Source organism: Labrenzia sp. THAF35 (assembly GCF_009363595.1).
GTDB classification, from domain to species: domain Bacteria; phylum Pseudomonadota; class Alphaproteobacteria; order Rhizobiales; family Stappiaceae; genus Roseibium; species Roseibium algicola.
On sequence record NZ_CP045380.1, the window covers coordinates 3,910,010 to 3,935,007 of the forward strand.

The 24,998-nt window shown below is 58.2% G+C and carries 21 protein-coding genes; 7 read left to right on the top strand and 14 right to left on the bottom strand.

Annotated features, from left to right (window positions below):
* Window positions 1–112 precede the first annotated feature (112 nt).
* Window positions 113–961, top strand: a complete 849-nt coding sequence (locus FIU93_RS17895) for a lysophospholipid acyltransferase family protein (protein WP_023001098.1) — start codon at window positions 113–115, stop codon at window positions 959–961.
* A 48-nt stretch (window positions 962–1,009) separates the two neighbouring features.
* On the opposite strand, the gene FIU93_RS17900 is transcribed toward FIU93_RS17895, so the two are convergent.
* Window positions 1,010–2,038: a hypothetical protein gene (locus tag FIU93_RS17900; protein ID WP_023001099.1), complete on the bottom strand. Its 1,029-nt coding sequence runs from the start codon at window positions 2,036–2,038 to the stop codon at window positions 1,010–1,012.
* Window positions 2,039–2,526: 488 nt separating this feature from the next.
* Between FIU93_RS17900 and FIU93_RS17905 the strand changes: the two genes are divergently transcribed.
* The 4 genes from FIU93_RS17905 to FIU93_RS17920 all read left to right on the top strand — a co-directional run bounded on the left by FIU93_RS17905 (window position 2,527) and on the right by FIU93_RS17920 (window position 6,619).
* Window positions 2,527–3,048 (top strand): nitroreductase, encoded by a 522-nt coding sequence (locus tag FIU93_RS17905; RefSeq protein WP_228872758.1) that lies wholly within the window; start codon window positions 2,527–2,529, stop codon window positions 3,046–3,048.
* A 3-nt stretch (window positions 3,049–3,051) separates the two neighbouring features.
* The gene (locus FIU93_RS17910; protein ID WP_023001101.1) at window positions 3,052–3,654 is read left to right on the top strand and encodes a flavin reductase family protein; all 603 of its coding nucleotides are present in this window, start codon (window positions 3,052–3,054) and stop codon (window positions 3,652–3,654) included.
* A 338-nt stretch (window positions 3,655–3,992) separates the two neighbouring features.
* Window positions 3,993–5,300 (top strand): transglycosylase SLT domain-containing protein, encoded by a 1,308-nt coding sequence (locus FIU93_RS17915; protein WP_152506360.1) that lies wholly within the window; start codon window positions 3,993–3,995, stop codon window positions 5,298–5,300.
* Between the two features lie 164 nt (window positions 5,301–5,464).
* Window positions 5,465–6,619 (top strand): DUF2336 domain-containing protein, encoded by a 1,155-nt coding sequence (locus FIU93_RS17920; RefSeq protein WP_055654815.1) that lies wholly within the window; start codon window positions 5,465–5,467, stop codon window positions 6,617–6,619.
* A 23-nt stretch (window positions 6,620–6,642) separates the two neighbouring features.
* Here the strand turns inward: FIU93_RS17920 and FIU93_RS17925 are convergent, their stop codons facing one another.
* The 13 genes from FIU93_RS17925 to FIU93_RS17985 form a co-directional block, all read right to left on the bottom strand.
* Window positions 6,643–8,397 (bottom strand): caspase family protein, encoded by a 1,755-nt coding sequence (locus FIU93_RS17925; protein ID WP_152506361.1) that lies wholly within the window; start codon window positions 8,395–8,397, stop codon window positions 6,643–6,645.
* A gap of 162 nt (window positions 8,398–8,559) precedes the next feature.
* The gene (locus tag FIU93_RS17930; RefSeq protein WP_209010157.1) at window positions 8,560–10,308 is read right to left on the bottom strand and encodes a caspase domain-containing protein; all 1,749 of its coding nucleotides are present in this window, start codon (window positions 10,306–10,308) and stop codon (window positions 8,560–8,562) included.
* A 161-nt stretch (window positions 10,309–10,469) separates the two neighbouring features.
* A complete protein-coding gene (locus FIU93_RS17935; RefSeq protein WP_152506362.1) occupies window positions 10,470–12,203 on the bottom strand; it encodes a caspase family protein in 1,734 nt (577 codons plus the stop codon).
* 159 nt (window positions 12,204–12,362) lie between these two features.
* Window positions 12,363–14,117 (bottom strand): caspase domain-containing protein, encoded by a 1,755-nt coding sequence (locus FIU93_RS17940; RefSeq protein ID WP_152506363.1) that lies wholly within the window; start codon window positions 14,115–14,117, stop codon window positions 12,363–12,365.
* 101 nt (window positions 14,118–14,218) lie between these two features.
* The gene (locus FIU93_RS17945; RefSeq protein WP_152506364.1) at window positions 14,219–14,743 is read right to left on the bottom strand and encodes an Hpt domain-containing protein; all 525 of its coding nucleotides are present in this window, start codon (window positions 14,741–14,743) and stop codon (window positions 14,219–14,221) included.
* A gap of 144 nt (window positions 14,744–14,887) precedes the next feature.
* Window positions 14,888–15,697: an NAD kinase gene (locus FIU93_RS17950; protein ID WP_031269325.1), complete on the bottom strand. Its 810-nt coding sequence runs from the start codon at window positions 15,695–15,697 to the stop codon at window positions 14,888–14,890.
* Between the two features lie 166 nt (window positions 15,698–15,863).
* Window positions 15,864–16,628, bottom strand: a complete 765-nt coding sequence (locus tag FIU93_RS17955; protein ID WP_209010159.1) for a trypsin-like serine protease — start codon at window positions 16,626–16,628, stop codon at window positions 15,864–15,866.
* 141 nt (window positions 16,629–16,769) lie between these two features.
* Complete coding sequence (locus FIU93_RS17960; RefSeq protein WP_152506366.1) at window positions 16,770–18,266, bottom strand: sulfatase-like hydrolase/transferase; 1,497 nt, start codon at window positions 18,264–18,266, stop codon at window positions 16,770–16,772.
* Window positions 18,263–19,045, bottom strand: coding sequence for a phosphonoacetaldehyde hydrolase (gene phnX, locus FIU93_RS17965; RefSeq protein ID WP_055654807.1), 783 nt, complete (start codon window positions 19,043–19,045; stop codon window positions 18,263–18,265). Before phnX ends, FIU93_RS17960 begins: the two co-directional genes overlap by 4 nt.
* A 9-nt stretch (window positions 19,046–19,054) precedes the next feature.
* Window positions 19,055–20,182 carry a TIGR03364 family FAD-dependent oxidoreductase gene (locus tag FIU93_RS17970; protein ID WP_152506367.1) on the bottom strand — a complete coding sequence of 376 codons (1,128 nt, stop codon included), beginning with the start codon at window positions 20,180–20,182 and terminating at the stop codon, window positions 19,055–19,057.
* Window positions 20,183–20,373: 191 nt separating this feature from the next.
* Window positions 20,374–21,267, bottom strand: coding sequence for a LysR substrate-binding domain-containing protein (locus FIU93_RS17975; RefSeq protein ID WP_152506368.1), 894 nt, complete (start codon window positions 21,265–21,267; stop codon window positions 20,374–20,376).
* Window positions 21,268–21,273: 6 nt separating this feature from the next.
* Window positions 21,274–22,686 (bottom strand): AtzE family amidohydrolase, encoded by a 1,413-nt coding sequence (locus FIU93_RS17980; protein WP_152506369.1) that lies wholly within the window; start codon window positions 22,684–22,686, stop codon window positions 21,274–21,276.
* Window positions 22,683–22,868 (bottom strand): DUF4089 domain-containing protein, encoded by a 186-nt coding sequence (locus tag FIU93_RS17985; protein WP_200863770.1) that lies wholly within the window; start codon window positions 22,866–22,868, stop codon window positions 22,683–22,685. The genes FIU93_RS17980 and FIU93_RS17985 overlap by 4 nt, the downstream gene beginning before the upstream one ends.
* A 206-nt stretch (window positions 22,869–23,074) precedes the next feature.
* Here FIU93_RS17985 and FIU93_RS17990 point away from each other — a divergent pair, with 206 nt between their 5' ends.
* Together FIU93_RS17990 and FIU93_RS17995 are read left to right on the top strand one after the other, a co-directional pair.
* Window positions 23,075–23,662, top strand: coding sequence for an ANTAR domain-containing protein (locus FIU93_RS17990; protein WP_152506370.1), 588 nt, complete (start codon window positions 23,075–23,077; stop codon window positions 23,660–23,662).
* 60 nt (window positions 23,663–23,722) lie between these two features.
* Entirely contained in the window at window positions 23,723–24,832 is a 1,110-nt protein-coding gene (locus tag FIU93_RS17995; protein ID WP_152506371.1) for a CmpA/NrtA family ABC transporter substrate-binding protein, read from the top strand.
* Window positions 24,833–24,998: the final 166 nt, after the last annotated feature.

Consider the following 24,998-nt stretch of genomic DNA (forward strand, 5'->3'; position numbering starts at 1 on the left):
AGCTTGCACATTGCCCTGGCATCAGGGCAATGTGCTGTCACAATCATGAAACAGGGTGTCTGGTATTGGGTTCCGGATTTGCCACCGTTTCATCAGGGTCAAGACGACTGCCGTGAACTACGCTGAATTCAGTTATGCCAATCCTGAGCATCCACCGCTGAAGCGTTGGACCATCCGCACCATTGAAGGTCTCTCCGGCCGGCGAAAGCTGGTCAACATCTACGAGGTGTGGAAGGAAACGATGGTCGGCACGTCCGACTATATCTGGAATGACCTTCTCGGCCTGATCAACCTCAACGTTTCGGTTGCAGATGGCGAATGGCCGCCGAAGGATCTGCCGGAAGGTCCACTGGTGCTTATCGCCAATCATCCCTACGGCATTGGCGATGGTCTAGCGATCCTGGCACTCGCGGAACAGCTTGGCCGCCCGTTCAAGATCCTGATCAACAACGAGTTGCTGAAGGTGCCGGAAGTCCGGCCGTTTTCGCTGCCGGTCGATTTCGAGGAAACCAAGGAAGCGCTCAAGACCAATATGGCCACTCGCAAGGAGGCTCTGCGCCTGCTGCAGGAAGGCACGACCATTATCGTTTTTCCTGGTGGTGGCGTGGCAACGGCTGCCAAGCCATTCGGCCGTGCGGAAGAACTGCCCTGGAAGACTTTCACGGCAAAAATGATCCGGTCTTCGAGAGCAACCGTCCTTCCGCTTTATTTCGACGGGCAGAATTCCTGGCTGTTCCACCTGGTCAGCAAATACTCGCTGACCCTTCGTCTCGCGCTGCTTGTGCGCGAGTTTCGCCGTATCCTCGGGTCTGTGATGACCGCACGCGCGGGCAGGGCAATTCCGTTCGAAACGCTTTCGGGATTTGGCGATCAGAAGGAGATCATGGATTTCCTGCAGACCAAGGTCATGGAGATGGCGCCGCCCACACGGACCCGGCGTTTGCTTGGCCGACGGCGTTAGACGTCGCTACCTGGTCAGATCTTAAAGTCGCCGGGAACACGGCGCAGGTCAGTTGTTGATGCTGGACTGCTGCTGGCTGGCCAGTTCGCTGATGGAAGTGACCACTTCAACTTCCCGGTCTTCACCCGGTTCCACCTGGAACGTGTGAAGGTAGGTGCGGCCATTGTTGCGGGCGAGGGCTTCGTACTCGCCTTCTGCCAGCACGAAATCAGGGAAGGCGCCTGTCGCCTCGACCACGACATCCCCCCCCGGGCTCAGGACGGACCATGTCGTGTTGGCAATTGCTTCGCCGCCACGTTCGTTGACCAGTTTGAGCGTGATACCGGCGGCCTTGTGGAAGATTGTCGCTTCAGTGAGCTTGCCCGGCAGCACCTGAATATCGGCCCGGACGACAGCGTTCACATCGCCGTATTTGCTGACAACATGATAGGTGTTGGCGCTGAGACGGAGAATGGAGCCCGGCTTGACGTTGCTGGCAATCAGGTTGCGTTCGCCGCGCTGATTGAACTCCATGCCATAAAGATCGAAGGCCACGGCGCGCCCGTCGAGGTCTTCACCATCCTTGAGTGCCGCACCGAATTTGATGCCGCCCGCATTGAGCGTCACCATCTTCGACTGGACTTCCTTGCCGATGACGATGCGGTTGGTTGCCTGGGAGAAGCCGTAGGCGGTGTGAATCAGGTAGGTGCCTGGGTCGAGCCGGAATTCGGCATCACCACCTTGCGACGTTGCAACAAGTTGCAGGCGCCCGTCGGCATTGGTCGTTTCCGAATAGATCCGCCAGATGAGCCCTTCGTTCAGCGGAGGGCTGTCGGGCGTCAGCTTTGCCATCAGGTAGAGAGCGCCCTGCCGCAAGCCGCCCTTGATACCGGGGGATGATGCCCTGGCCGGCGCGTAGGGGACAAGCGTATCGGAAAAGAGGGGTTCCGGCTCGCGGTCGAGCAGGTTGATGATGGGTTCTTCAGGGGCAGCAGACGGTGCGTTCGGGTCCGGTTTTTCCGCAGGGGCCGGCGGTACGTCAGATGTCTGCGCCAAGGTCGCAGGAGCAAGGCCCATCGAAAGGACGGCGCTCAGCATTATCGAAAATGCAGTGCATCTGACTGCACGCTTCAAAGCCGATTGGCCGGAGAGGGGGGCTGAATTCACCATGCCTACGTCGTTATCATTTTGACTCGCAGACTTTTACCAGTCTTTTGAGGCATTCGTCACCCGAAACTGACCTTGGAGATCCGGTCCGGTTTGCCTGGTGCAAGTGCACCGGATGCAGGGTAACGACTATGTTTCTGTTTCCAGTGCGTTTTTTGGAATTCTCGGTGCAATCTGACCGATCACGGGCCAAGGACGATTTTCCCGAGATTCACCGCACTGCAGCGTTGTCCCTTAATGCGCCCGGAAATTGGGCAAATTCAAGACGCCGCGATCAAAGTTGACAATTACGGTCAATGAATTAGGTGGATCGTACGATTGCAACAGGCCGACAGGATCTTTTCATGCCGAGTAACAGCGCCGGATCGCCGGCAACTCTGGACTTTCTGCGACAGCGGCGCTCCCACCCCTCTGTTACCATGACAGCCCCGGGGCCGAACGAAGAACAGATCAACGACATTCTGACCATTGCAGCGCGTGTGCCAGACCATGGCAAACTGGCGCCCTGGCGTTTCGTTCTCTACAGGCCGGAACAGGGACGCACGATCGGTTCCTGGCTGGCGGACCGGTATGAAGCACTCAACGGACCGCTCGACGGCGAGCAACGCCAGAAGGAACTGACCCGCTTCACCCGTGCGCCATTGGTGATCGGTGTTCTCAGCCAGGCAGCCGAGCATCCGAAAATCCCGATCTGGGAACAGGAGCTTTCTGCCGGCGCCGTCTGCATGAACCTTCTGACAGCCGCGGCAGCTTCAGGATTCGCGTCGCAGTGGCTGTCCGAATGGTTTGCCTTCGATGAAGATGCAGCCCGTTACCTTGGCGCGCGAGACGGAGAACGGTTTGCGGGGTTCGTACATATCGGAACTCCGACACAGCCACCTTTCGAGCGTCCGCGCCCCGACCTTGCCGATATTGTATCCACCTGGACAGAGACCGACTGACCCATGTTCTACGAAACGGAAAAAAACGACCACGGCCTGCCGCATAACCCGTTCAAGGCTATTGTCGCACCCCGGCCGATTGGCTGGATCTCCACACTCGACAAAGACGGCAAGGCCAACCTTGCACCCTACAGTTTCTTCAACGCGGTCTGCGATACACCGCCGATCGTGATGTTCTCTTCCACCGGCTACAAGGACAGCGTCTCCAACATCGACGCGACAGGGGAGTTCGTCTGCAACATGGCGAACCTCGGCCTCAAGGACGAGATGAACCAGTCCTCCGCCTCCGTCGCACATGAGATCTCCGAGTTTGATCTGGCCGGATTGGAGATGGCTGCCTCAAGACTGGTGAAAGCGCCTCGCGTTGCAAAGGCCGTCACTGCGCTGGAGTGCAAGCACCTTCAAACCCTGCGATTGAAGACGCTGACAGGAGACGACACCGACAGCTACGTCGTTTTCGGTCAGGTTGTCGGTGTCCACATCGATGAAAGCGTCATTGTCGACGGCAAGGTGGATGTAACGCTCTACAAGCCGCTATCCCGGCTTGGCTACATGGACTACGCCGTGGTGAACGAGGTGTTCCAGATGGGCCGACCCAAAGTTTAACGATTATCCGAACGATCATGACCGAAAAGGGCGCCGGCAAAGTCGGCGCCTTTTTATTGTGACTTGCCGACTCATGGAAAACGGCGTTATTCGAATGCAGTAGTCGATGTTTTTCCTGGTGCGTTTTTCCAAAGGAAATGGCCGGTAGCCTCTTGTCTGTCCACATAACCGGCTTTCGACATAAGTAGTTCTGACCAGGCACAAAAGAAAAAAGACTCGCCTGTAGTTGCTTAGATCCCCACCTGTGTGTTGTTAAGGTTTTGTTAACCTTTTGGGCGTGAAAGTTAACGCTGAAAGTTAACGAAGTGATAATTTGGTTCCGTCGAGGAGACAGGGTCATGCGAGTTGCTGACACCGCCTCGATCGCGTCTAGGATCGAGCTTGCGTTTCAGTCTGCGAGTACTTCAACGGGGACGTCATTCGACTACCTGGTGAAGACAGCTGCGCGGGAATCGTCATTCAACCCAACGGCAAAGGCCAGAACATCCAGCGCCACCGGGTTGTTCCAATTCATTGAATCCACCTGGCTGGAGACAATGAAGGAAGCTGGTCCGAAACACGGTCTTGAAAAATACTCCGATCAGATTCAACGCTCCAAGAGCGGAAAGTTCTATGTAAGCGACCCGCAAATGCGGCGGGAGATTCTCGACCTTCGGAAGGATCCGGAAATCTCGTCCATGATGGCAGGGGCGCTCACGCAGAAGAATTCCCAGTACCTGGAACGCAGAATCGGGCGCGAACCGAGCGACGGCGAGCTCTATATGGCTCATTTTCTTGGTGCCAACGGCGCAAGCAGATTGATTGATGCGGCCGGCGCCAGCCCGGACATGCGAGCCGACAAGGTTTTTTCCGCTCAGGCACGCGCCAACAAACCGATCTTCTATCATTCGAACGGCAAGGCCCGCTCGATGCAGGAAGTTTACGAGGTTATCGTTTCCAAGCACGATGCCGTCACGATGATTGCGCAGGCCAGCACCAACAAGGACCTGCGGACATCGGGAGAACTCACGCAGGTCGCCACGCTGCCGAATGCAAAGCCTGCGGACGGCGCTGCGACGATCAACCAGAAATCCTTCGATCATCTCGCGGGAGATCCGGCAGCCGCCTTCGCAATGCGAACGAAACCCGCTGGCCCGGGCCAGATCGCGAGAGCTGACAACACAGGCCCTCAATTGCCTCAGGGCGAACTGTTTCAATTGGCAAAGACGGATGTGCCGCTGCCTGAGCGCACTGCAGAGCAGGGGGCAACCACAACGGCAAGCGCAGCTTTTCTGGAAGAAAGTGTCGGCTCTGTGACCCCGGACCGTCCGGTGCCGCAAAACACACGCGAAGCAGCCATTGATGGTGATGATTTCGACGCAAGCAACAGGGTTCTGTCGGCCTTCCAGGCGACGGAAACAGCCAATCCGTTCGAGGCTCTGTTCCGCAATGACGCGGCTTCGAACCAGGCAGGCGTCAACCCGCGCTTTGCGTCGGCTTTCGCCGCTGTGGAAGAAGCTGCCCTTGTCAGCGCCCTGTCCGGAGCTTCCAACCAGGTGCAGGCACAGGAACTGGCGCTGGTGAATCAGGGCGGACCGCTGGACCTGACGCGTTTCCTGCGCCTGAAGGCAGAAGAGGAACAAAAGGACCTGCTGCCACCGGCTTGAGCATGGGCAGTTGAAAGACCCGTCTGAAAGCCTGATGTCTCATGTCCGCCACCATCGGGAAAGGCGGGCATTCGCCAGAGAACCTGGCAAAATTATGGTGAACCGATCGTTAAGCCTTTGATGTCAGACTCACACTCGACTCTTGGGAAGATTGTTTTACCGCCATGAACGCACATGACTTTCACCCTCTGAACGAAGTTGACGAGCGCACCTTGGATATACGTGCCGCGGAAGAATTCGCGGAACGTTATTTGGCAGCCGAACCTGGCAGCCAGGAACAGACCAGCATGGCTGCAGCCTTGACGATTCTTCTCGATGACCCCAGCCGCGCCGTTCGCAAGGCGATAGCGAACCTGCTTGCGCCAAGCGCCTACGCTCCCGGTCACGTTGTCCGCTGCCTCGCAAGTGATGTCGACGAAGTGGCTTTGCCGGTTCTCAAGCACTCTCCCATATTGACGGATGTCGAACTGGTCGACCTTCTTGCCGAAGGCAGCGATGCCGTTCAATGCGCCATCGCCTCGCGTGAGGGATTGCCGGCTTCTGTCTGCGCCGCCATCTGTGAGGTTGGCTGCGAGCAGGCCTGCAGGCAGCTTCTGGAAAACAGAAGCGCCCGCATCCTGCAGTCCTCCCTCCTGCGTATCGCGCAAAGATTCGAAGACCGGCCGGACCTCTGCGACCAGCTTCTGAAAACCCGGGACCTGCCGCTGACCACGCGCTATCAGTTGCTGATGCGGCTCGCGCAGAACCTCGACGACCATCCGATCGTGCTGGAGCGCGTTCCGGAAAACCAGCGTCATACGTTCCTGAGCGATGCGGAAGACAAGGTCGTGCTGCGGCTGGCTCTCGAAGCCGGTGCAGACGATCTGCCGGAATTCGTCGAGCATCTTCGTGTCAATGGTAAGCTGACCACCCGGTTGCTGCTGCGCGCGGTCTGCTGTGGACGCTTGCGGTTTTTCGCTGCCGCTCTTGCCAACCTTGGCCAGGTGCCGCTGCCGAGGCTGTGCAAGCTTCTGGTGACGGTTCGCCGGTCGGCGCTGCAGGCCATGCTCCGCAAGGCCGGTTTGCCTCTACGGGCTCACCAGGCCTTTCTGCTGGCCATTGATATTGCCCGGCAGGCGGATGCCGACTTCACCTATGATCTGGCGCTGGACGAAGCCCGCATGCTAACGGAAACACTGCTTTCCGAAATGCAGGACGGCGCCCTGGGAGCGGACGAAGACGTGACTGCGTTCCTACGCCGTTTCGCCATCGACGTTGCACGTCTCGAGGCTCGGCTATTGGTGAAGAACAGCGGCCTTCAGGTGACAGCCGCTGCTTAGGCCGCAGTCCACCTCTTAGCGGATTACTTCCAGAAACATTTGAACGGATGAACGTTGCTCTGCGGCTTGTTGCAAATCACCTGCCGACCGCACGGATGTGTCGCAACAGCGGTGATCTGCCTATAGTTGAAACTGACCAGCCTTCTGGACGAGGCTGTTGGATCAGCCGGGCAAGCGCCGCTAGATTGTGCCGTCTTAGTGGAGTTGGACTTCTCGTTCGATTTGGAGGGTGTCTCCTGCCGAACGGCGATGCACTTGCCGTTCTTCAGTTCCTGATTTCGGCCACATGTCAGCGGGCACACTCGGCCTGTCGATTGCTTCAGACGGTCTAGAATTGAAGGGTCCGGGTCGAGCGAGGCAAGATCGACACCTGCTTCGCGGCTGAAAGTCCTCAAAGCCTGCCGGCTACGGTTGCCCCAATCACCATCAACACGACCAACCGAACACCCAAGGCGGTTCAATTCGGTTTGCATTGCAGTGGCGAGTTCTTCAGGCGAGAGTGACAGGCTGCTTGTTGATGGAACAATTGCTGGAGCAGGTTCGGTTGATACTGTTTCCTGCTGCGGCAGGGCAGCAACGGTTATCTCCTGCGCAGGGGACGTGCTGTTGGAGGCGTCCGCAGCCTTGGCTGCCTTTGCCGCAGCGGCGGCAGTAGCTGCCGCTTCCGCCTGCTGTTGCAGTGAAGATATATTCAGTCTTGCCAGCTTGGCGTAGATCCCGTCCGGATATTGCTCCAGATAGGTTTCATACATTTCCGGCCGGGTGGCGTTCTGGATTGATTGCCAGAAAGCGATTTCAGCGGAGGTGTCGGGCTTCGCGTTGCGGGCTGCTTCTGCCTCGCTACGGTTCTTGAGCTCATCGATCCGGATCTTGGCGATATCCGCGAATTGGCCCTCGGGATATCGGGTCAGGTAGGTTTCGAAATAGGCAATAGATTCGCCGGATTTGATGGAATCCCAGTAGGCCAGTTCGATTTGCGGGTTGATCGCCGGCTTTTCCGGTTCGACGGGCTGCACCATCTCAAGCTGCTTGAGGATGACTTCACCAGTCAGTGAGGAATTGTCCCAGGGAACCTGCTGGCCCTTGGTGGCTTCCAGAACGTCCCGGCGCACCATTACCAGGTCGCGGGTGATGTCCTGACCGGGCGTGCCGAGATGCTTGATCAGGGCAGTTGTAAACGGGCTGTTCTCGCCATCGCCGTCAAGCGCGACATTGCCCGGCTGGGTGGCGAAGGACACCAGGGAACCGACACCGGAGCCGATCTTCGCAAGTCCACGACCGACTGCGCTTGAGCGCGTCCCCATGGACCGGGCAAGGTTTTCCGTAAACGGGTTGTTCCGGCAGGCATCCAGAAAGACAAGGTTGACCTTCGTGCTCTGTTCCATGGCATTGAGCACGAGATTTGCGGGCAGGGCCTCGAAATCAAGGTCGAGATGGGTGCTGAGTTCAGCGTCGACCGGGACGAGATAATTCTCGCCGTTCACCTGGATGCCATGGCCGGCATAGAAGAACAGGGCAAGGTCAGCGTTGTCGAGCTTCTTGATGAACTCGCGCACGGTCTGGCGCATGTCCCTCAAGCTCAGGTCGAGACCTGTGACAACATCGAATCCGAGGTCCGTCAGCTTGTCCGACATGCCCTTGGCATCATTGTAGGGATTCTTCAGCTCCGCGACATTCGCGTAGCCGGAATTCCCTATTACGAGAGCTACCCTTCGTTCGGCATGTGCCGCGCTTGCGGCAAACACAAGAAGCAACAGGCATGCGATTATCTGCTTCACAGGCGGTTCTCCAAACCTACCGGCCCTCGGGAGTAGCCGGGGAAAACTGTTCCGGGTACTCAACTGCAGGGCGCTCCGACGGGCAATGATCATCATTCTGATCACGGATACGCCGGAACATCTCAACTTCGAAAGTCTAAAATTCAAGCCTTAGCCAACTGCTTAAAGCCAGTTACAGGTCAGAACCCAACTGGAATGGTTGCCCACACAGGAGAGCTTTCTGCCACAGGGATGGGTTAATGTCTGGCGGCCCAGGCCGTGAGATTTTCCAATTATCTTGTTGCCATAAGAGCTCGGGTTATTCGGGCAACTGTCGGCGGTCTTCGCCTGTGTGCTCGGTTTTGTGCTGTTGCCGGAAGGTTCAGGCGTTCTGGTCGCGACACAGCGACCGTTCTTCAGTTCCTGGTTCCGTCCACAGGTGAGTGGGCAAACGCGTCCGGTCGACTTCTTGAGCTGGTCCAAAATGGAAGGATCCGGGTCAAGTGAGGCAAGATCGATCCCGGCTTCGCGGCCATAGGTTCTCAGTGCCTGCCGGCTTCTGTTGCCCCAGTCACCATCAACACGGCCGACCGAACAGCCAACCCGGTTGAGTTCTGTCTGGAGAGCCGTTGCAAGCTCTTCAGGCGATAACAACGATACCGGGGACGGCGAGGCCGTTGACGGCGCTTGATCAGGCGTCAGGGCGGCAACGGTGATTTCGTCTGCAGGCTTGGCTGTCGTTCTTTCTGGCGATGCATTCGCTGCTGCCGAAGCGATGGCTTGGGCTTCTGCCTCTGCCTTGCGGCGCGCATCCGCTTCCGCCTGGCTCTTGATCGACTGAATTTTCAGCTGGGCAAGGTCGGCATAGATCCCGTTCGGGTATCTGCCGAGATAACTCTCGAACATCTCCGGCCGGGTCGAATTCTGGATTGTCTGCCAATAGGTGATTTCAGCCGTGGCGTCCGGTTTTGCCTGCTTGGCCTTGTCGCTTTCGGCCTTTGCCTTGATCTCGTCCAGACGGATCCGGGCGATGTCGGCGAACTGGCCTTCCGGGTAGCGAGACAGATAGGTTTCGAAGTAGGCCGCATTCTGTCCGGACTTGATCGAGTCCCAATAGGTCAGCTCGATCTGCGGATTGATCGCGGGCTTCTCCGGTTCGATGGGCTGCACCATCTCAAGCTGTTTGAGGATGACTTCGCCAGTCAGCGAGGAATTGTCCCAGGGAACCTGCTGTCCCTTGGTCGCTTCCAGAACGTCCCGGCGCACCAATACCAGGTCGCGGGTGATGTCCTGACCGGGCGTGCCGAGATGCTTGATCAGGGCAGTTGTAAACGGGCTGTTCTCGCCATCGCCGTCAAGCGCGACATTGCCCGGCTGGGTGGCGAAGGAAACCAGGGAGCCGACACCGGAGCCGATCTTCGCAAGTCCACGACCGACTGCGCTTGAGCGCGTCCCCATGGACCGGGCAAGGTTTTCCGTAAACGGGTTGTTCCGGCAGGCATCCAGAAAGACAAGGTTGACCTTTGTGCTCTGTTCCATGGCATTGAGCACGAGATTTGCGGGCAGGGCCTCGAAATCAAGGTCGAGATGGGTGCTGAGTTCAGCGTCGACCGGGACGAGATAATTCTCGCCGTTCACCTGGATGCCATGGCCAGCATAGAAGAACAGGGCAAGGTCTGCGTTGTCGAGCTTCTTGATGAACTCGCGCACGGTCTGGCGCATGTCCCTCAAGCTGAGGTCGAGACCTGTGACAACATCGAATCCGAGGTCCGTCAGCTTGTCCGACATGCCCTTGGCATCGTTGTAGGGGTTCTTCAGCTCCGCGACATTCGCGTAGCCGGAATTACCGATCACGAGCGCCACACGGCGTTCGGCATGTGCCGCGCTTGCGGCAAACACAAGTAGCAACAGGCATGCAATTATCTGCTTCACAGGCGGTTCTCCAAACCTACCAGCTCTCGGGAGCTGCCGTGCAAAACTATTCCGGTTACTCTGCTGTAGGGCACTCCGGCAGGCCGGGATCATAATTCAGATCGCGGCTCGCCGGCACACTTCAACTTTAAACGTACTTAAATCTGGCTTTAGCCGTGTAGCTAAATCCAGTTACAGCTCAATATCCAGCTGGCCTTTGAACCTTTGCAAGCGAGCTTCCTGCCGCAGGGGTGTGTCAACGTCTGTCGTCCGACACCGGGCACTCTGCCGATGATCTTGTTGCCGTAAATAGTCGGGTTTTTCGGGCAACTGTCGGCGGTCTTGGACTTGGTGCTCGGCTTGGAGCCGTTGCCGGAAGGTTCAGGTTTTCTGGTTGCGACACAGCGACCGTTCTTCAGTTCCTGGTTCCGTCCACAGGTGAGCGGGCAAATGCGTCCGGTTGATTTCTTGAGCTGATCCAAAATGTCGGGGCTTGGGTCGAGTGAGGCAAGGTCGATGCCCGCTTCGCGTCCATAGGTCCTCAGTGCCCGACGGCTCTTGTTGCCCCAATCGCCATCAACCCTGCCAACCGAACAGCCGACGCGGTTAAGTTCAGTCTGCAGAGCCGTGGCCAGTTCTTCAGCGGAGAGCGTTGTGACTGGCGAAGGTATGACGCCTGCCGGTGTTTCGTCAGGTGTCAACGCGGCAACGGTGATTTCCTCGTCGCGTTTGGTAGCAGTTCTTTCAGGCGCCGGGTTAGGCGCGGCCGCTGAAGCCTGGGCCTTGCGACGGACTTCGGCTTCGGCCTGGCGTTTGATCGATTCGATCTTCAACCGCGCAAGGTCGGCGTAGATGCCTTTTGGATACCGGGTAATGTAACTTTCGAACATCTCCGGCCGGGTCGAATTCTGGATTGTTTGCCAGTAGGTGATCTCAGCCGTTGTATCCGGCTTGTTCTGCTGGGCCTTGTCACGTTCGGCCTTTGCCTCGATTTCGTCGATACGGATCCGGGCGATGTCGGCAAACTGGCCGTCGGGGTAACGGCTCAGGTAGGTTTCAAAATAGGCAATGGATTCGCCGGACTTGATCGAATCCCAGTAAGCCAGCTCGATCTGCGGGTTGATCGCTGGTTTCTCCGGTTCAATGGGCTCCACCATCTCAAGCTGCTTGAGGATGACTTCGCCAGTCAGCGAGGAATTGTCCCAGGGAACCTGCTGACCCTTGGTGGCCTCCAGCACATCCCGGCGGACCATCACGAGATCCCGGGTAATATCCTGTCCGGGTGTGCCGAGATGTTTCAGCAGGGCCGTGGTGAAAGGGCTGTTCTTGCCATCACCATCAAGTGCGACGTTACCTGGCTGGGTGGCGAAGGAAATCAGGGAGCCAACCCCGGAGCCGATCTTGGCAAGGCCCCGGCCAACAGAACCGGAACGGGTGCCCATGGACCGTGCGAGGTTTTCAGCCAGCGGATTGTTCCGGCACGCGTCCAGAAACACCAGATTGACCTTGGTGGAATGCTCCATGGCGTTGAGAACAAGGTTCGCCGGCATCGCCTCGAATTCAAGATCGACATAGGAATTCAGCTCGGCATCAATCGGCACCAGATAGTTCTCGCCACTTACCTGCAGGCCATGCCCTGCGTAGAAGAACAGGGCTATATCAGCGCCTTCAAGCTTGGCGATGAACTCCCGAACTGTCTTTCGCATATCGCGAAGCGACAGATTTGTTCCAGTCACGACCTCGAAATCCAGACTGGTCAGTTTTTCGGCCATGCCTTTGGCGTCGTTGTCCGGATTGGTGAGCTGAGTGACGTGCTCATAACCGGAATTACCGATCACGAGTGCTACACGGCGTTCGGCATGTGCCGCGCTTGCGGCAAACGCAAGAAGCAAAAGGGACACGAGGATCTGCTTCACAATCGATTCTCCAGAGCTACCTGATCTCGGGAGCAATCGGGCAATAAACCGGCTGCTCCCCCGAAGGGTAATCCGGCGATTCGGGATCGGAAATCAGATCGCGGGCTCACCAGAAAAATTCAACTTCAAACATTCATAAATCGGACTTCAACCGAACGGCTAAAGCCAGATGCAGTTCTTTACCCAGCTGGCCCTAGAACCTCTGCAAGCAAGCTTCCTGCCGCAGGGGTGTGTAAGGGTCTGGCGGCCGAGGCCATGAGATTTTCCAATTACCTTGTTTCCATAGGCAGACGGGTTTTTCGGGCAGCTGTCCGTAGTCTTCGTCTGTGTGCTCGGTTTTGTGCTGTTGCCGGAAGGTTCAGGCTTTCTGGTCGCGACACAGCGACCGTTCTTCAGTTCCTGGTTCCGCCCACAGGTCAGCGGGCAAACGCGTCCGGTCGATTTCTTGAGCTGATCCAGAATGGAAGGATCCGGGTCGAGCGAGGCAAGATCGATCCCGGCTTCACGTCCATAGGTTCTCAATGCCTGCCGGCTTCTGTTGCCCCAGTCGCCGTCGACACGGCCGACCGAACAGCCGACCCGGTTGAGTTCTGTCTGAAGCGCCGTTGCAAGCTCTTCAGGCGATAACAACGATACCGGGGATGTCGAGGTCGTTGAGGGCGCCTGATCAGGCGTCAGGGCGGCAACGGTGATTTCGTCTGCAGGCTTGGACGTCGTTCTTTCAGGCGATGCATTCGCTGCTGCCGCAGCGATGGCTTGGGCTTCTGCCTCTGCCTTGCGGCGCGCATCCGCTTCCGCCTGGCTCTTGATCGACTGGATTTTCAGCTGGGCAAGGTCGGCATAGATCCCGTTCGGGTATCTGCCGAGATAACTCTCGAACATTTCCGGGCGGGCGGAGTTCTGGATTGTCTGCCAATAGGTGATTTCAGCCGTGGCATCCGGTTTCGCCTGCTTGGCCTTGTCGCTTTCGGCCTGTGCCTTGATCTCGTCCAGACGGATCCGGGCGATGTCGGCGAACTGGCCTTCCGGGTAGCGAGACAGATAGGTTTCGAAGTAGGCCGCATTCTGTCCGGACTTGATCGAGTCCCAATAGGTCAACTCGATCTGCGGATTGATCGCGGGCTTCTCCGGCTCGACGGGCTGCATCATCTCAAGCTGTTTGAGGATGACTTCGCCAGTCAGCGAGGAATTGTCCCAGGGAACCTGCTGACCCTTGGTGGCTTCCAGAACGTCACGTCGCACCATTACCAGGTCGCGGGTGATGTCCTGACCGGGCGTGCCGAGATGCTTGATCAGGGCAGTTGTAAACGGGCTGTTCTCGCCATCGCCGTCAAGCGCGACATTGCCCGGCTGGGTCGCGAAGGAAACCAGGGAGCCGACACCGGAGCCGACCTTCGCAAGGCCACGACCGACTGCGCTTGAACGCGTCCCCATGGACCGGGCGAGGTTTTCCGTAAACGGGTTGTTCCGGCAGGCATCCAGAAAGACAAGGTTGACCTTCGTGCTCTGCTCCATGGCATTGAGCACGAGATTTGCGGGCAGGGCCTCGAAATCAAGGTCGAGATGGGTGCTGAGTTCAGCGTCGACCGGGACGAGATAATTCTCGCCGTTCACCTGGATGCCATGGCCGGCATAGAAGAACAGGGCAAGGTCTGCGTTGTCGAGCTTCTTGATGAACTCGCGCACGGTCTGGCGCATGTCCCTCAAGCTGAGGTCGAGACCTGTGACAACATCGAATCCGAGGTCCGTCAGCTTGTCCGACATGCCTTTGGCATCATTGTAGGGGTTCTTCAGCTCCGCGACGTTCGCGTAGCCGGAATTCCCTATTACGAGAGCTACCCTTCGTTCGGCATGTGCGGAAGTCAAAGACAGCAATAAAAGAAAAAAGAAACAAAAAAAATGTTTCACGGCCATTCTCCATGAATAGGCCAGATGCTATGCGCGCTTGAAATCTGAGTCAATCAACTCTTTGACGTTGCGGCATAAACCTTGTTGGCAATTGGTCTACTGGTCCGTCAGACGTCATCAGGTTTCGGCGGAAATTGCGCCAGATATTCTTCCGTCACGCCTTGCAGGGTTTTCAGAAGTTCGACGCCGGTCTTGTTCGCTTCGTCCTTTGCACCTTCGGCGACCATTGCGCGAATGGCTTCGACGTAGCGTTCGACGAGGGACAGGGGCAACTTGTCGGGAGACGGCACGGTTTCGATCAGGTGACAGAAGCTGGCGGCGACTTCGCCAACCAATGGAAAACCAAGTGTCAGGGCCTGTCCCTTGATGTTGTGAGCAGCCTGAAACAGGGCGCCGAGGGTGTCGTCGTTCAATCCCTGTGCGCGAACAGCTTCCCAGGCGTGAAGCAGGGTGGCGCTCTCGTTGTTCATCCAGGTTCCGAAATGGGAGGACAAGCGTTCGAGTGCTGCTTCAGCCGCCTTGACCGGATCGAATTTCTTGGCCTCGCGAGGTGTCAGTTCCCGCACCTTGCTGCGCAGGTCCGAAGGCGGGGACAAGATTTCATATTCCTGGTCCTTGGCAGTGTCGGCCATGACGGCAAATGTCCTCGTTATCCTCGCTCAGTCCTGACTTCAGAACACCCCGGTGGCAAAGCCTTCGGGCATTCAGCCGGAGCCTGTGGCTGGCAGTATCGGCAATCATACTTAACAGGGTGTTTCCGCCAGGATGTTTCGAAACTAATAGCGGAACATTTCAGTGAGGATGCGTTCGTCCCAACCGTGATCGGAATCAAACATGATCACGCCTTCCGCTTCGGCCGCCTCCCGGACTGCGACATGGGTGACGTGACGGATTTCAGTGTGGTCGGCCGATGCGCTGACAGGGCGTTTGCCGGGATCCAGTATCTCGATATCGACCTTTGCGCCGTTTGGCAGGATCGCGCCGCGCCAACGCCGTGGCCGGAAGGCGCTGATGGGGGTCAGCGCGAGCAGCTGTGCGGTGATTGGCAGGATCGGGCCATGCGCAGATAGATTGTAGGCAGTGCTGCCCGCCGGGGTCGCGACAATGATGCCGTCGCACACAAGTTCTTCCAGCCGGACGCGTCCATCGACGGAGATGCGCAGCCGGGCGGCCTGCGATGTCTGGCGCAGGAGTGACACCTCGTTGATGGCAAGGGCGTGATGGATGCCTTCAGAGGTCGTTGCCGTCATTTCCAAAGGCCGGATCGTCGTGATGTCGGCCAGCGCTAGCCGGTCCTTCAGGTCGTTTTCCCGGTATTCGTTCATCAGGAAGCCGACCGAACCACGGTTCATGCCGTAGATCGGCTTGTTGCTGCCCATGTGCTTGTGAAGTGTCTGCAGCATCAGGCCATCGCCGCCGAGAGCCACGATGACATCGGCTTCAGCCACTGGAACATTGCCGTAGCGGGCGGACAGGTCTTCCTGAGCCTTGAGTGCTTCCTCCGTGTCGCTGGCGACAAAGGCGAGCTTGTCGGTGGAAACCGGACGGAAGTGTTCGGCACTGGAAGGAGGCGCAGATTGGTACATGAGCCAAGGGGTCTTTGCGTCTGGCAGTCTGCCGGCCAAAAAGCTGCACGCGTTGCGAAGCTGCTCCGGGCCGAATTCAGGGAATAGCACCATAACCGGGCAACCGGCGTTGGTGCAGAGAAAATTTGTCTTTCAGTTCAGATTATGCCCGTCGGCTGGATTGTCGTCAGTTGTCCGTATCAAGCGATGACCGGAGTGGCGGGGTTGCCGGAGCACTGTCATCGTTACAGCTCGGATTGGCCAAAAGGTCCTGCCATTCCAGGAAAGGCACAATGGCTGAGCGGACGGCGTCGATCTTGGCCGACATGATGCCGGCAACACGGAGCCCGTTCGGCGTTTCCACCAGGAGCGGGCCGCCCGATGCACCGGCTTCCGATGCGCAATCCGTTACCCAGCTATCCTCGGCGGTTCCCATGACCCTGCACGCGGGCACGACGGTTGGCAGAAACCGGCGGCTGCGGCGGTACCCTGCGGATTGAAACCGTGTGTCCTTGGTCAGAACTGTTGCCTCATCCAGGGAAAGCACCGGAACGGGTGGTAATGTGCTGGGTTCCTTCAGCAAAATGATCCCGACATCCTTGTGTACCTCCCGCAACCTGGGTTTCTGCCGTGGCTCGTATCCTGCAGCGGTGATGGTGCAGGCAGGTTCCAGGCGGGCGGAGTATTCGTCCCGCCGAACACCGGCCATGAACAGAAGGTCTTCGATCGGAAAGGGCTTGCGGGTCGTCTTGTTGTAGAGGCAATGGGCGGCTGTGAGCACGATATCGGGTGCGATCAAGGTGCCGGTACACATGGCAGTCGACCTGAAGCCGGCAACGTTTACCCGTCCAATGGACGGCCAGGGTGGATCGATCGAGTCAATGACCTTGAGCTCAATCGGGGCCGCGGACACATGCTGGTGCGAGAGCAGGGCGACGAGAGCCAGTCCCATGGTCCGGAGAACACTCCGTCCAATCCCGGTGAAAAGCTGATTTTTCCGCAAAGTCTGACGCATTCTTCAGAGCCCCTATGGAGGGTTCATTCTGTCGTTCGACGCTTAACGTCACGCTAAGCAGACCTGCGAAAGTACACGCTATTCCCGATAGTAGTCCCAGACCAGGGTGCTGGCCAGGGTCTCGTCGTTGTGGCGCATCCGGGTTGCCACAAGGGCATCAAGGTTGGCGATCACCAGGTCCGGGTGACTGGCCGCCTCGTTGACCGGCGCGGTGGACGTGCAGGCGGCCTTCATCAGAATGTTGGGCATTCCGGAGAAATGCACGAACTGCCATTCCGGCCCGAGGCGGCAAAGTGCTGTGGAGGATCCTTCATGGGCAGATGCCGGGAACTTCTCCGGCCATTTCTTCAGAAATTGCCTGTAATCGAACTCCCAGAGGGCAGCATCTCGCCAGGACAGAGGCGTTTGTCCGCTGAGGTACGGCAGCAGGCTGGCTCCGTCCGGGGCATGCTCGGGTTCGATATCCAGCAGATCCAGGAGCGTCGGGAAGATATCGGTCGAGGACGTGAAGGCGGAGACCCGGTTCGCTGCACCGCCACCCGGTGCCCGTATCATGAGGGGGATGTGGTAGCTCTCGCGGTAGAACCCGCTTTTGCCGAGCATCCAGTGATCGCCCATCATCTCCGCATGATCGGAGGTGAAAATAACCAACGTGTTTTCGAGTGGTTCCAGCGCCTCGAAGATCCGGCCGAGCTGTGCGTCAACTTCGGTTATCATGCCGTAATAAAGTGCTCGCAACCGCCTGAGATCGCGCTCCGTCAGATCACGCACGAAGTCAGTGGTTCCAGGTAAATGGGAGGCTAGCTGCTGATAATCCTGCAGGGCTTCCATGAAGGGATGAAACGCAGCTTCCTCCGCCGCAGTTGGCGCCCCGGAGAAACCCGGCCCGTCATCCGGATGGTAGAGGGTGTTATAGGGGGCAGGAGCGGCAATCGGCGGATGCGGACGCAGGAAGGAAACATGCGCCATCCATGGCCGGTCTTCTTCCTGTTCTCCAAGCCAGGTGAGGAAGGCATCCGTCATGAAGGCGGTCTGGGTTTCGTCCTTCGAATACCTGGCTGCCTTGAGGCTGACTTTTTCACCTTCTTCGGGTTCCACGTGATGGATGGTAGGCAAACCTGCGGGATCGTGGCCGCGTGAGACCATCCAGGAAAGCCATTGCTTTTCGTCCTCGGCAAGAGGCTGGCGTACCCAGAAGCCGGGCAGAACACCTTCATAGGAAGTCAGGACGGGATCGTTCGGGTGATGCAGGCGCGGATCGGGTGAGGTATCGGTGTAGCCGAACAACGTTGGCGTATACCCGGCCCGGCGGGCAGCACGGGCGATATTGTCGAACCGATCATCGAGTGGTGCCCCGTTCCACACGACCCGGTGGTTCATCTGGTAAAGTCCGGTATAGAGCGAGGCCCGTGCAGGAGAGCACGGAGCCGTTGCTGCATAATGCTGCTCGAAAACTGTTGCCGTTTCGGCGAAGGCATCAAGGTTCGGCGTCCTGACAACAGGGTGTCCAACTGTGCCGAGACAATCGCCCCGCCACTGGTCCGCGGTGATCAGCAGGATATTCGGACGTGTCATTCCGCTTCCAGTTTCTCGATCAGGGCTGGCAGATCCGCGACCGTATCAATCACGTAGTCGGCGCCGGCTTTTTTCAGCTCTACCGTTGCATGCTGGCGCAGGACGTCAACCTGATCTTTCGAAAGTGCAGCGAGTTCCTCCGGTGTCTTGCCTGCATAGTTGCCCGACAGCGCAAGACCCACAGTCAGGCAGCCGGCTGCAACACCCTCGGCAATGCCCGGTTCAGTGTCGTCCACCTTGATGACCGCGCTCGGCGGATAGGCCACCAGATCGACGAAGCACTGATACATGCCGAGCGGACCGGGACGGCCTTCCGGCAGGTCGTCGGCACAGATGAGATTGTCCGGCTCATACCCCTGTTCGGCGGCTTTCGGCAGCACGCGTTCCATGATCGAGCGGGTATAGCCGGTGGTCGAGCCGATTTTCATGCCCTTGGCGCGAAGCAATCTGACAACCTCGGCAGCACCTGGAACGAGATCGGAGAAATCGGCGACGACTTCCTCGTTCATTGGAACGAAGACCTTGTAGACCTTGTCCACATCGGCATCAGTTGGTGCGTGGCCGTATTTGGCGATCCATTGGGCGCAGATGTCCGGATCATCCATCATGGAGCGGATGTGGTCCCACTTCGGTTTGCCCATCGGGCCGCGTGCCTGGTCGATGGTTGCGGTAATGCCGAAGGTCTCGAAGGCCTTTACGAAGACACCCATCGGGGCAAAGGATCCGAAGTCGATCATGGTGCCGGCCCAGTCGAAGACCACGGCTTTGAATTTGCTCATCTTGTTTCCTCACGCATAGAGATCGGCAATGGTTTCCTCGCCGATGGCGAAGGCGGTGGAGGCACCGCAGCCGGCCGTGACGACGACAATGCGGGTACTATCGTCCGGCGCATCGGTGAAGCGCCAGCGGTCCGGGGCAGAGGCGTAGGTGCCGATCCAGGTTTCAGAAATGTCATAGGGGCCAAGATCGAGGATCGTCTCCATCTCGCCCAGGATCAGGTCGTTCACTGTCTTGTCGATGAAAGGATCGGGTGTCGCGCTGTAATGATGGCTGTCGCCGACAACGAGACTGCCGTCTTCGGACTGGACAACGATCAGGTGAATGCCGTTTTCTCGATGATCAGCCATCTCCCTATCCAGCCGGGCTTTCAAAGGCTCTGCTTGGGGGAGTTCGGCATAGCCAAGATATCGCGCAAGGCCGAGGTCAGACATGACTGCGGTGCCAAGGTCGATACGATTGCGAGGGGCGACGCGCAACATCTGCAGTTTGCAGCGTGTGACTTTGTAAGTGGCGATCCGGTCAGAAAAAAGCGTCGTGCCATCGTCGCCGGGGCAGACGATCACGGTCTCCGCGTGCACCGTCCCGCGCGAGGTTTGAAGCTTCGGCGCCTCGACAGAATTGACGCTTGTCTGCCAGAGGAAATCGACGGCATGGGCTTCTTTCAGCCAATTGGCGATCCGGGGCAGGGCATCTTTCGATTCCACGCGCACTTCCAGCGGCGAATAGAGCGCGCAGGTGATTTTCTCCTGTCGCAAACAGGGAACCTTGAGGGCGGCCTCAGCGGGTGTAAGGCGCCGACACTCCGCACCCATTTCTGTCTTCAGAAACGCGTCGATAACAGCTTCCGACTCCGGGAGCCTTGCGGTCATGGTCAGACCTTTGTGCAGCAGCGGTATGCGGGCGGCTTTCGCAACTTCTGCCCACACCTGTCGGCTGCGCGACGCTTTTTGCCAGCAGTCGCCTGCCTGTTGGCCGGTAACGGTCACAAAGCCGAAGTTGCGGATCGAGGCGCCATTTGCCTGGCTGTCGCGATCAATGACGACAACTTTCTTGCCGCGCCTGACTGCTGCGAGGGCGTGCGCAAGCCCAACGATCCCGGTACCGACGATCGCAAGGTCATAAGATCTCTGTTTCATTCAGGCGGTCTCTGGAAATGTGCTGGAGCCGTTCGAAGTCAGTATCACGCTTTTATCGCGGGCGATGGAATCGACTCTGGTGCAGTGGTTTTGAAAGCGTCAGGCGCCAGTAATCACGGAAGTGCCTCTCGGTCTATCAAAGATCAGAATGTATAGGTTTTAATTATCAAATGACGGGTGACTTCAATTTGTCATGAAGCGGGCAAACCGGCTCGAAATGCCTCTATGGCGGCAACCGTACCCATATCTTTTTGCCAGACTGCAAAGTGGTTTGCGTTGAGGTTCGCGTCTTCGATCCTGATACCGACACAACCGTCGCGCTCGGTGATTTCCGCTTCCAGAGCGACACCGATACCCGAGCCGGATCTGACCAGCGTTGCGATTGACCCCCACGAGCCAAGAGCGAGCACGGTCTTGGGTCTTGTCCCGGCAAGCGTGGCAGCGGCTTCGAACAGTCTGCGGGTACCCGAACTTCCTTCTCGTTGGAGGAGGGGGAGCTCGGCGACGTCTTTCCAGGAAGCGCTGTCCTTTTTCGCCAGCGGGTGTTCGGGAGGAACCGCCAGGACAATGCGTGTCTTCAGGATCAGTTCGCCTTCGAGACCTGCCGGAATTTCGCGTCCGGTAATGAAGCCGATATCGAGAGAGCCTGTTTCGATCAGGTTGATGATGTCCTGGCTTGCAAGGGCGCGTGCCTCGATCGAGATGGTCGGGTGTTTCGCCATGAAGGCCGAGATGATCGGGATGGCGAGCTGATAGGTTGAATAGCCAATCCTGAGTTCACCAGCCGCAAGGGCACGGTGGTGAGACAGCTCGGTTTCCAGATCGCCTGCCAATGCCAGCAAGGCCCTGATGCGGGGCAATAGAGAGACCAGAACCGGCGTCGCGGAAACTGAATATCCGGACTTTACCAGCAGTTTTGTCTTGAAGCGGCTTTCCAGACCCTGAATGTGATTGGAGATGGAGGGTTGGGAGACGCCGATTTCCTTTGCGGCTTCTGTGAAGCTCCCGGTGCGCACCACAGCTTCCAGCGCTCGCAACTGCGCCAGGCTGAGATTTCCTGTGGTGCGGGCCAGTTCCCTTTTCACCGGGCTTCAGGCCGTCAAATTGGCGACGGGAGCGCGGCAGATACCTGTCTGTTCCAGGTGGTGAGCGACACGAAGCGCCAGATCCTCGCGCCAGGCAGGGGCGATCACCTGAACACCGATCGGCAATGTCGCCCCTTCCAGCCAGACCGGTACCGTCACCGCGGGAAGGCCGATGAAGGAGATTGGCTGAGTAAACAGGCCGATGTTGGGCCGGGCCGGCATGGTCTCGCCGCCGATCGTGAAGGTCTTGGTACCTGACGGCAGGGCCGGGAAGGGCGTGGCCGGGGCCAGAAGAACATCGACATTCTCGAAGATCTTGCGGAAGAGGTCGCGAAACCAGCTCCGGAATCGCTGAGCCTGCTGGACCCAGATTGCCGGTACCATGGTTCCCGCCAGGAAGCGGTCACGCGTTTCCGGGTCAAAGTCCTGCGGCCGTTCCAGGATGCGGCCGAGATGCAGGGTAGAGCCTTCGGTCGCCGTGATGACATAGGCCGCGGCGCGGGCCCGGGCAGCTTCCGGAATGTCGATTTCAAGGCTTGCCCCAAGCGCCTTGGCGACAAGATCCACTGCATTCAGGGCATCCGGCAGGGCCTTGTCGCGGAAATAGCCACCTGCCACGGCAATGCGCAGCGGGCCGATATCTTCCTGCAGCCGGTTATGGGTCTCGATTTCCGGATGGTTTGCCTGGGCCGGGTCCGCGGGGTCGTGGCCCTGCAGGACGTCAAAGATCAGGGCAAGATCTTCTGCCGATCGTGTGAGTGGGCCTAGGTGATCGAGACTGCCGACAAACGGATATGTGCCTGCACGGCTGAGACGGCCATAGGTCGGTTTCAAGCCGAACAGGCCGCAGAACGAGGCCGGCACGCGGATGGAGCCATTGGTATCGGAGCCCATTGCCAGCGGCACCATGCCGGCAGCCGTTGCCGCGGCAGATCCGGAGGAAGACCCCCCGGTCATATGACCCGTATCATGAGGATTGCGGCAGATGCCGTCGTGCGCGCTCTCGCCGGTAAAATCATAGGCGTATTCGCCCATGTGGGTCGCGCCGACCAGAACTGCGCCAGCGTCTTTCAGCTTGCGGACCAAAGTCGCATCGGCAGAAGCAGGCGGGTTTTCGCGATTGATCTTCGCGCCGGCGCGCGTTGTCAGGCCTTCGACATCATACAGGTTCTTGACCGCATATGGGACACCGGCGAGTGGCAGTGTTCGACCCTCTGCAATCGCGTCATCGACAGCACGCGCTTCAAGAAGTGCACGCTCCCCCAGAACGTCGGTAAAGGCGTTGACCGTTGGATTGAGACGTTCAATAGCCTCGAGAGAAGCGTAGGCAACTTCCAGAGCCTTGATGTCGCCGCTGTTGACGGCTGTGGCCGTCTGAGCCGCCGAGCGGGTGTTCAGTTTGCTGTTGTCCTGGCTCATGGAACAAAGACCGGTGCGGCTTCGGCGTGGTCTTCCAGCGGAAAATCCAGGACGGCTTCGGCAGCTTTCTCGATCGCGGCGATATGCATTTCCACAACAGGGCGCCAATCTTCTTCGATCGTCAGCCCCAACATCTTTTCCATGTGGGCCACATGCGCCTTGGGCTCAAACGTGTCCGCCATCCCGCTTTCCTTCATCCTGAATTTTCCCGGTGCATCATTCTAAGGCTGTGGGGTTCTGTCCAGAGGAGAAATCTTCTTTTGGTTTCCGCCTTTCGCAAGTCCGGTTTCAAGCGCTCCAGGGTCACTTCAGAATGTCTACACAGGACAGCGTTGTTGCGGCGCAGCATTTTTGTTGCATAAAAAATAGCCCTGCGCATAATGGCGGCATGAGCGGCGGGCTTTCCATTCTGGTTATAGATGACAACAAGATCCGTGCCTCGATCATCGAGCAGGGATTGCACGATGCCGGGCACGATAAGGTCATTCTTGTTCACCAGATGGAAGGACTGGTTCGTCAGATCGCCGATATCAATCCGGATGTGATTGTCATCGATCTGGAAAACCCGAATCGCGACCAGCTGGAACACATGTTTCAGGTGTCTCGCGCGGTGCGGCGACCGATTGCGATGTTCGTCGACAAGTCGGACAGCCATTCCATCGAGGCGGCCGTCGATGCGGGGGTGTCGGCGTATATCGTCGACGGGCTCAAGCGGGAGCGGGTCAAATCGATCCTTGATATGGCGATCAGCCGCTTTCGCGCGTTTTCCAGGCTGACAGAGGAGCTGGAGGAAGTGCGCTCTGAACTTGCAGACCGGAAAACCATCGATCGGGCCAAGGGCATCTTGATGAAATCGAAGGGGCTCAGCGAGCAGGAGGCCTATGACCTGTTGCGTCGTACGGCCATGAACCAGAGCCGGAAGATCATTGAAGTGGCGCAGAGCCTGGTGATCGCCAGCGGACTTCTGGGAGACTGACGCGATGACAACAAAAAACACCGAGTGGGGAGAAGCGGCCAACCAGGGGACTGGAGGATCATGGATACGAATTTGAAGCCTGTCATTGCGGGTTTTATTCCGCTTCTGGACAGTGCCGTTGTCGTGGCAGCTGCCGAACTCGGTTTTGCCGAGCAGGAAGGCATCGCGCTGAAGCTGATCCGCGAAACTTCCTGGGCCAATATTCGAGACAGGATTTCGGTCGGTCATTTCGACGTGGCGCATATGCTCGCCCCGATGCCGATTGCATCCAGCCTCAACCTGACCAGTCTTGCCGTGCCCATGCTGGCGCCCATGCTTCTGGGGCTAGGTGGCAACGCAATTACGGTTTCCAACGCACTCTGGGCGGACATGTCGGCTGTCGGAGCCGATCCGGAAGGCGATCCGATGTCGACCGGTGCCGCGCTCGCGCGGGTGATTGCCAACCAGCAGGAGGCGGATGCGCCGCTGCTTCATTTCGGGGTTGTGCATCCATTTTCAGGCCATGCCTATGAATTGCGCTATTGGCTCGCCGCCGCCGGAATTGATCCGGACCGGGATGTCGAGATTACCGTACTGGCGCCGCAGGTCATGGCGGATGCCCTGACCGCCGGCCAGCTCGATGGATATTGCGTTGGCGAGCCCTGGAACACGGCTGCGGTCGACGCGGGAACGGGGCGCATTGCAACCTACAAACAGGCCATCTGGCCGGACAGTCCGGAAAAAGTGCTGGGCGTGACGCGCAAATGGGCCGAAGCCAACCCGGAAACGCTGGCTGCGCTGATGCGTGCCTTTTCGGCAGCCGCCGACTGGTGTGCCGATCCGAAGAACAATGCAGAGCTGGCCGACATGCTCGCAAGGCCGGACCTTCTGGCTTGCCCCGCTGAAATCTGCCTAGCAGCGCTATCGGGCCGCATCAGGCTGGGCCCGGTCTCGGTGAAGAACGTTCCGGACTTCCTGACCTTCTCGGGTGGGCTCAAGGCAGCGCCAATGCCGGTTCATGGCAAATGGTTCTACGAGCAGATGGTTCGCTGGGGGCAGGTGGAGCGTTCGCGAGCGGCGGAAAGCGAAGTTGAAAAGGTCTTTTCTCCGACCGCCTATCTGGAGGCTCTGGAGCTGACCGGCGAAGCGACAGACATGACCATCGAAATGTTTGACGGCGCCCGTTTTTGACTTCCGAGACAGCTTGCCTGGCGCCGAGGCAGTCTGGTTGCGTTGCACAAAATTCGTTCAGTTGCCTGCAAGCTTCGATGATCAAATATGCAGCTTGAGCATATGGTCAAAATTTTTACAAAGAGTAAGTATCTGTAAATAAAGAGAAAAGCCAATTTCTCCAAAT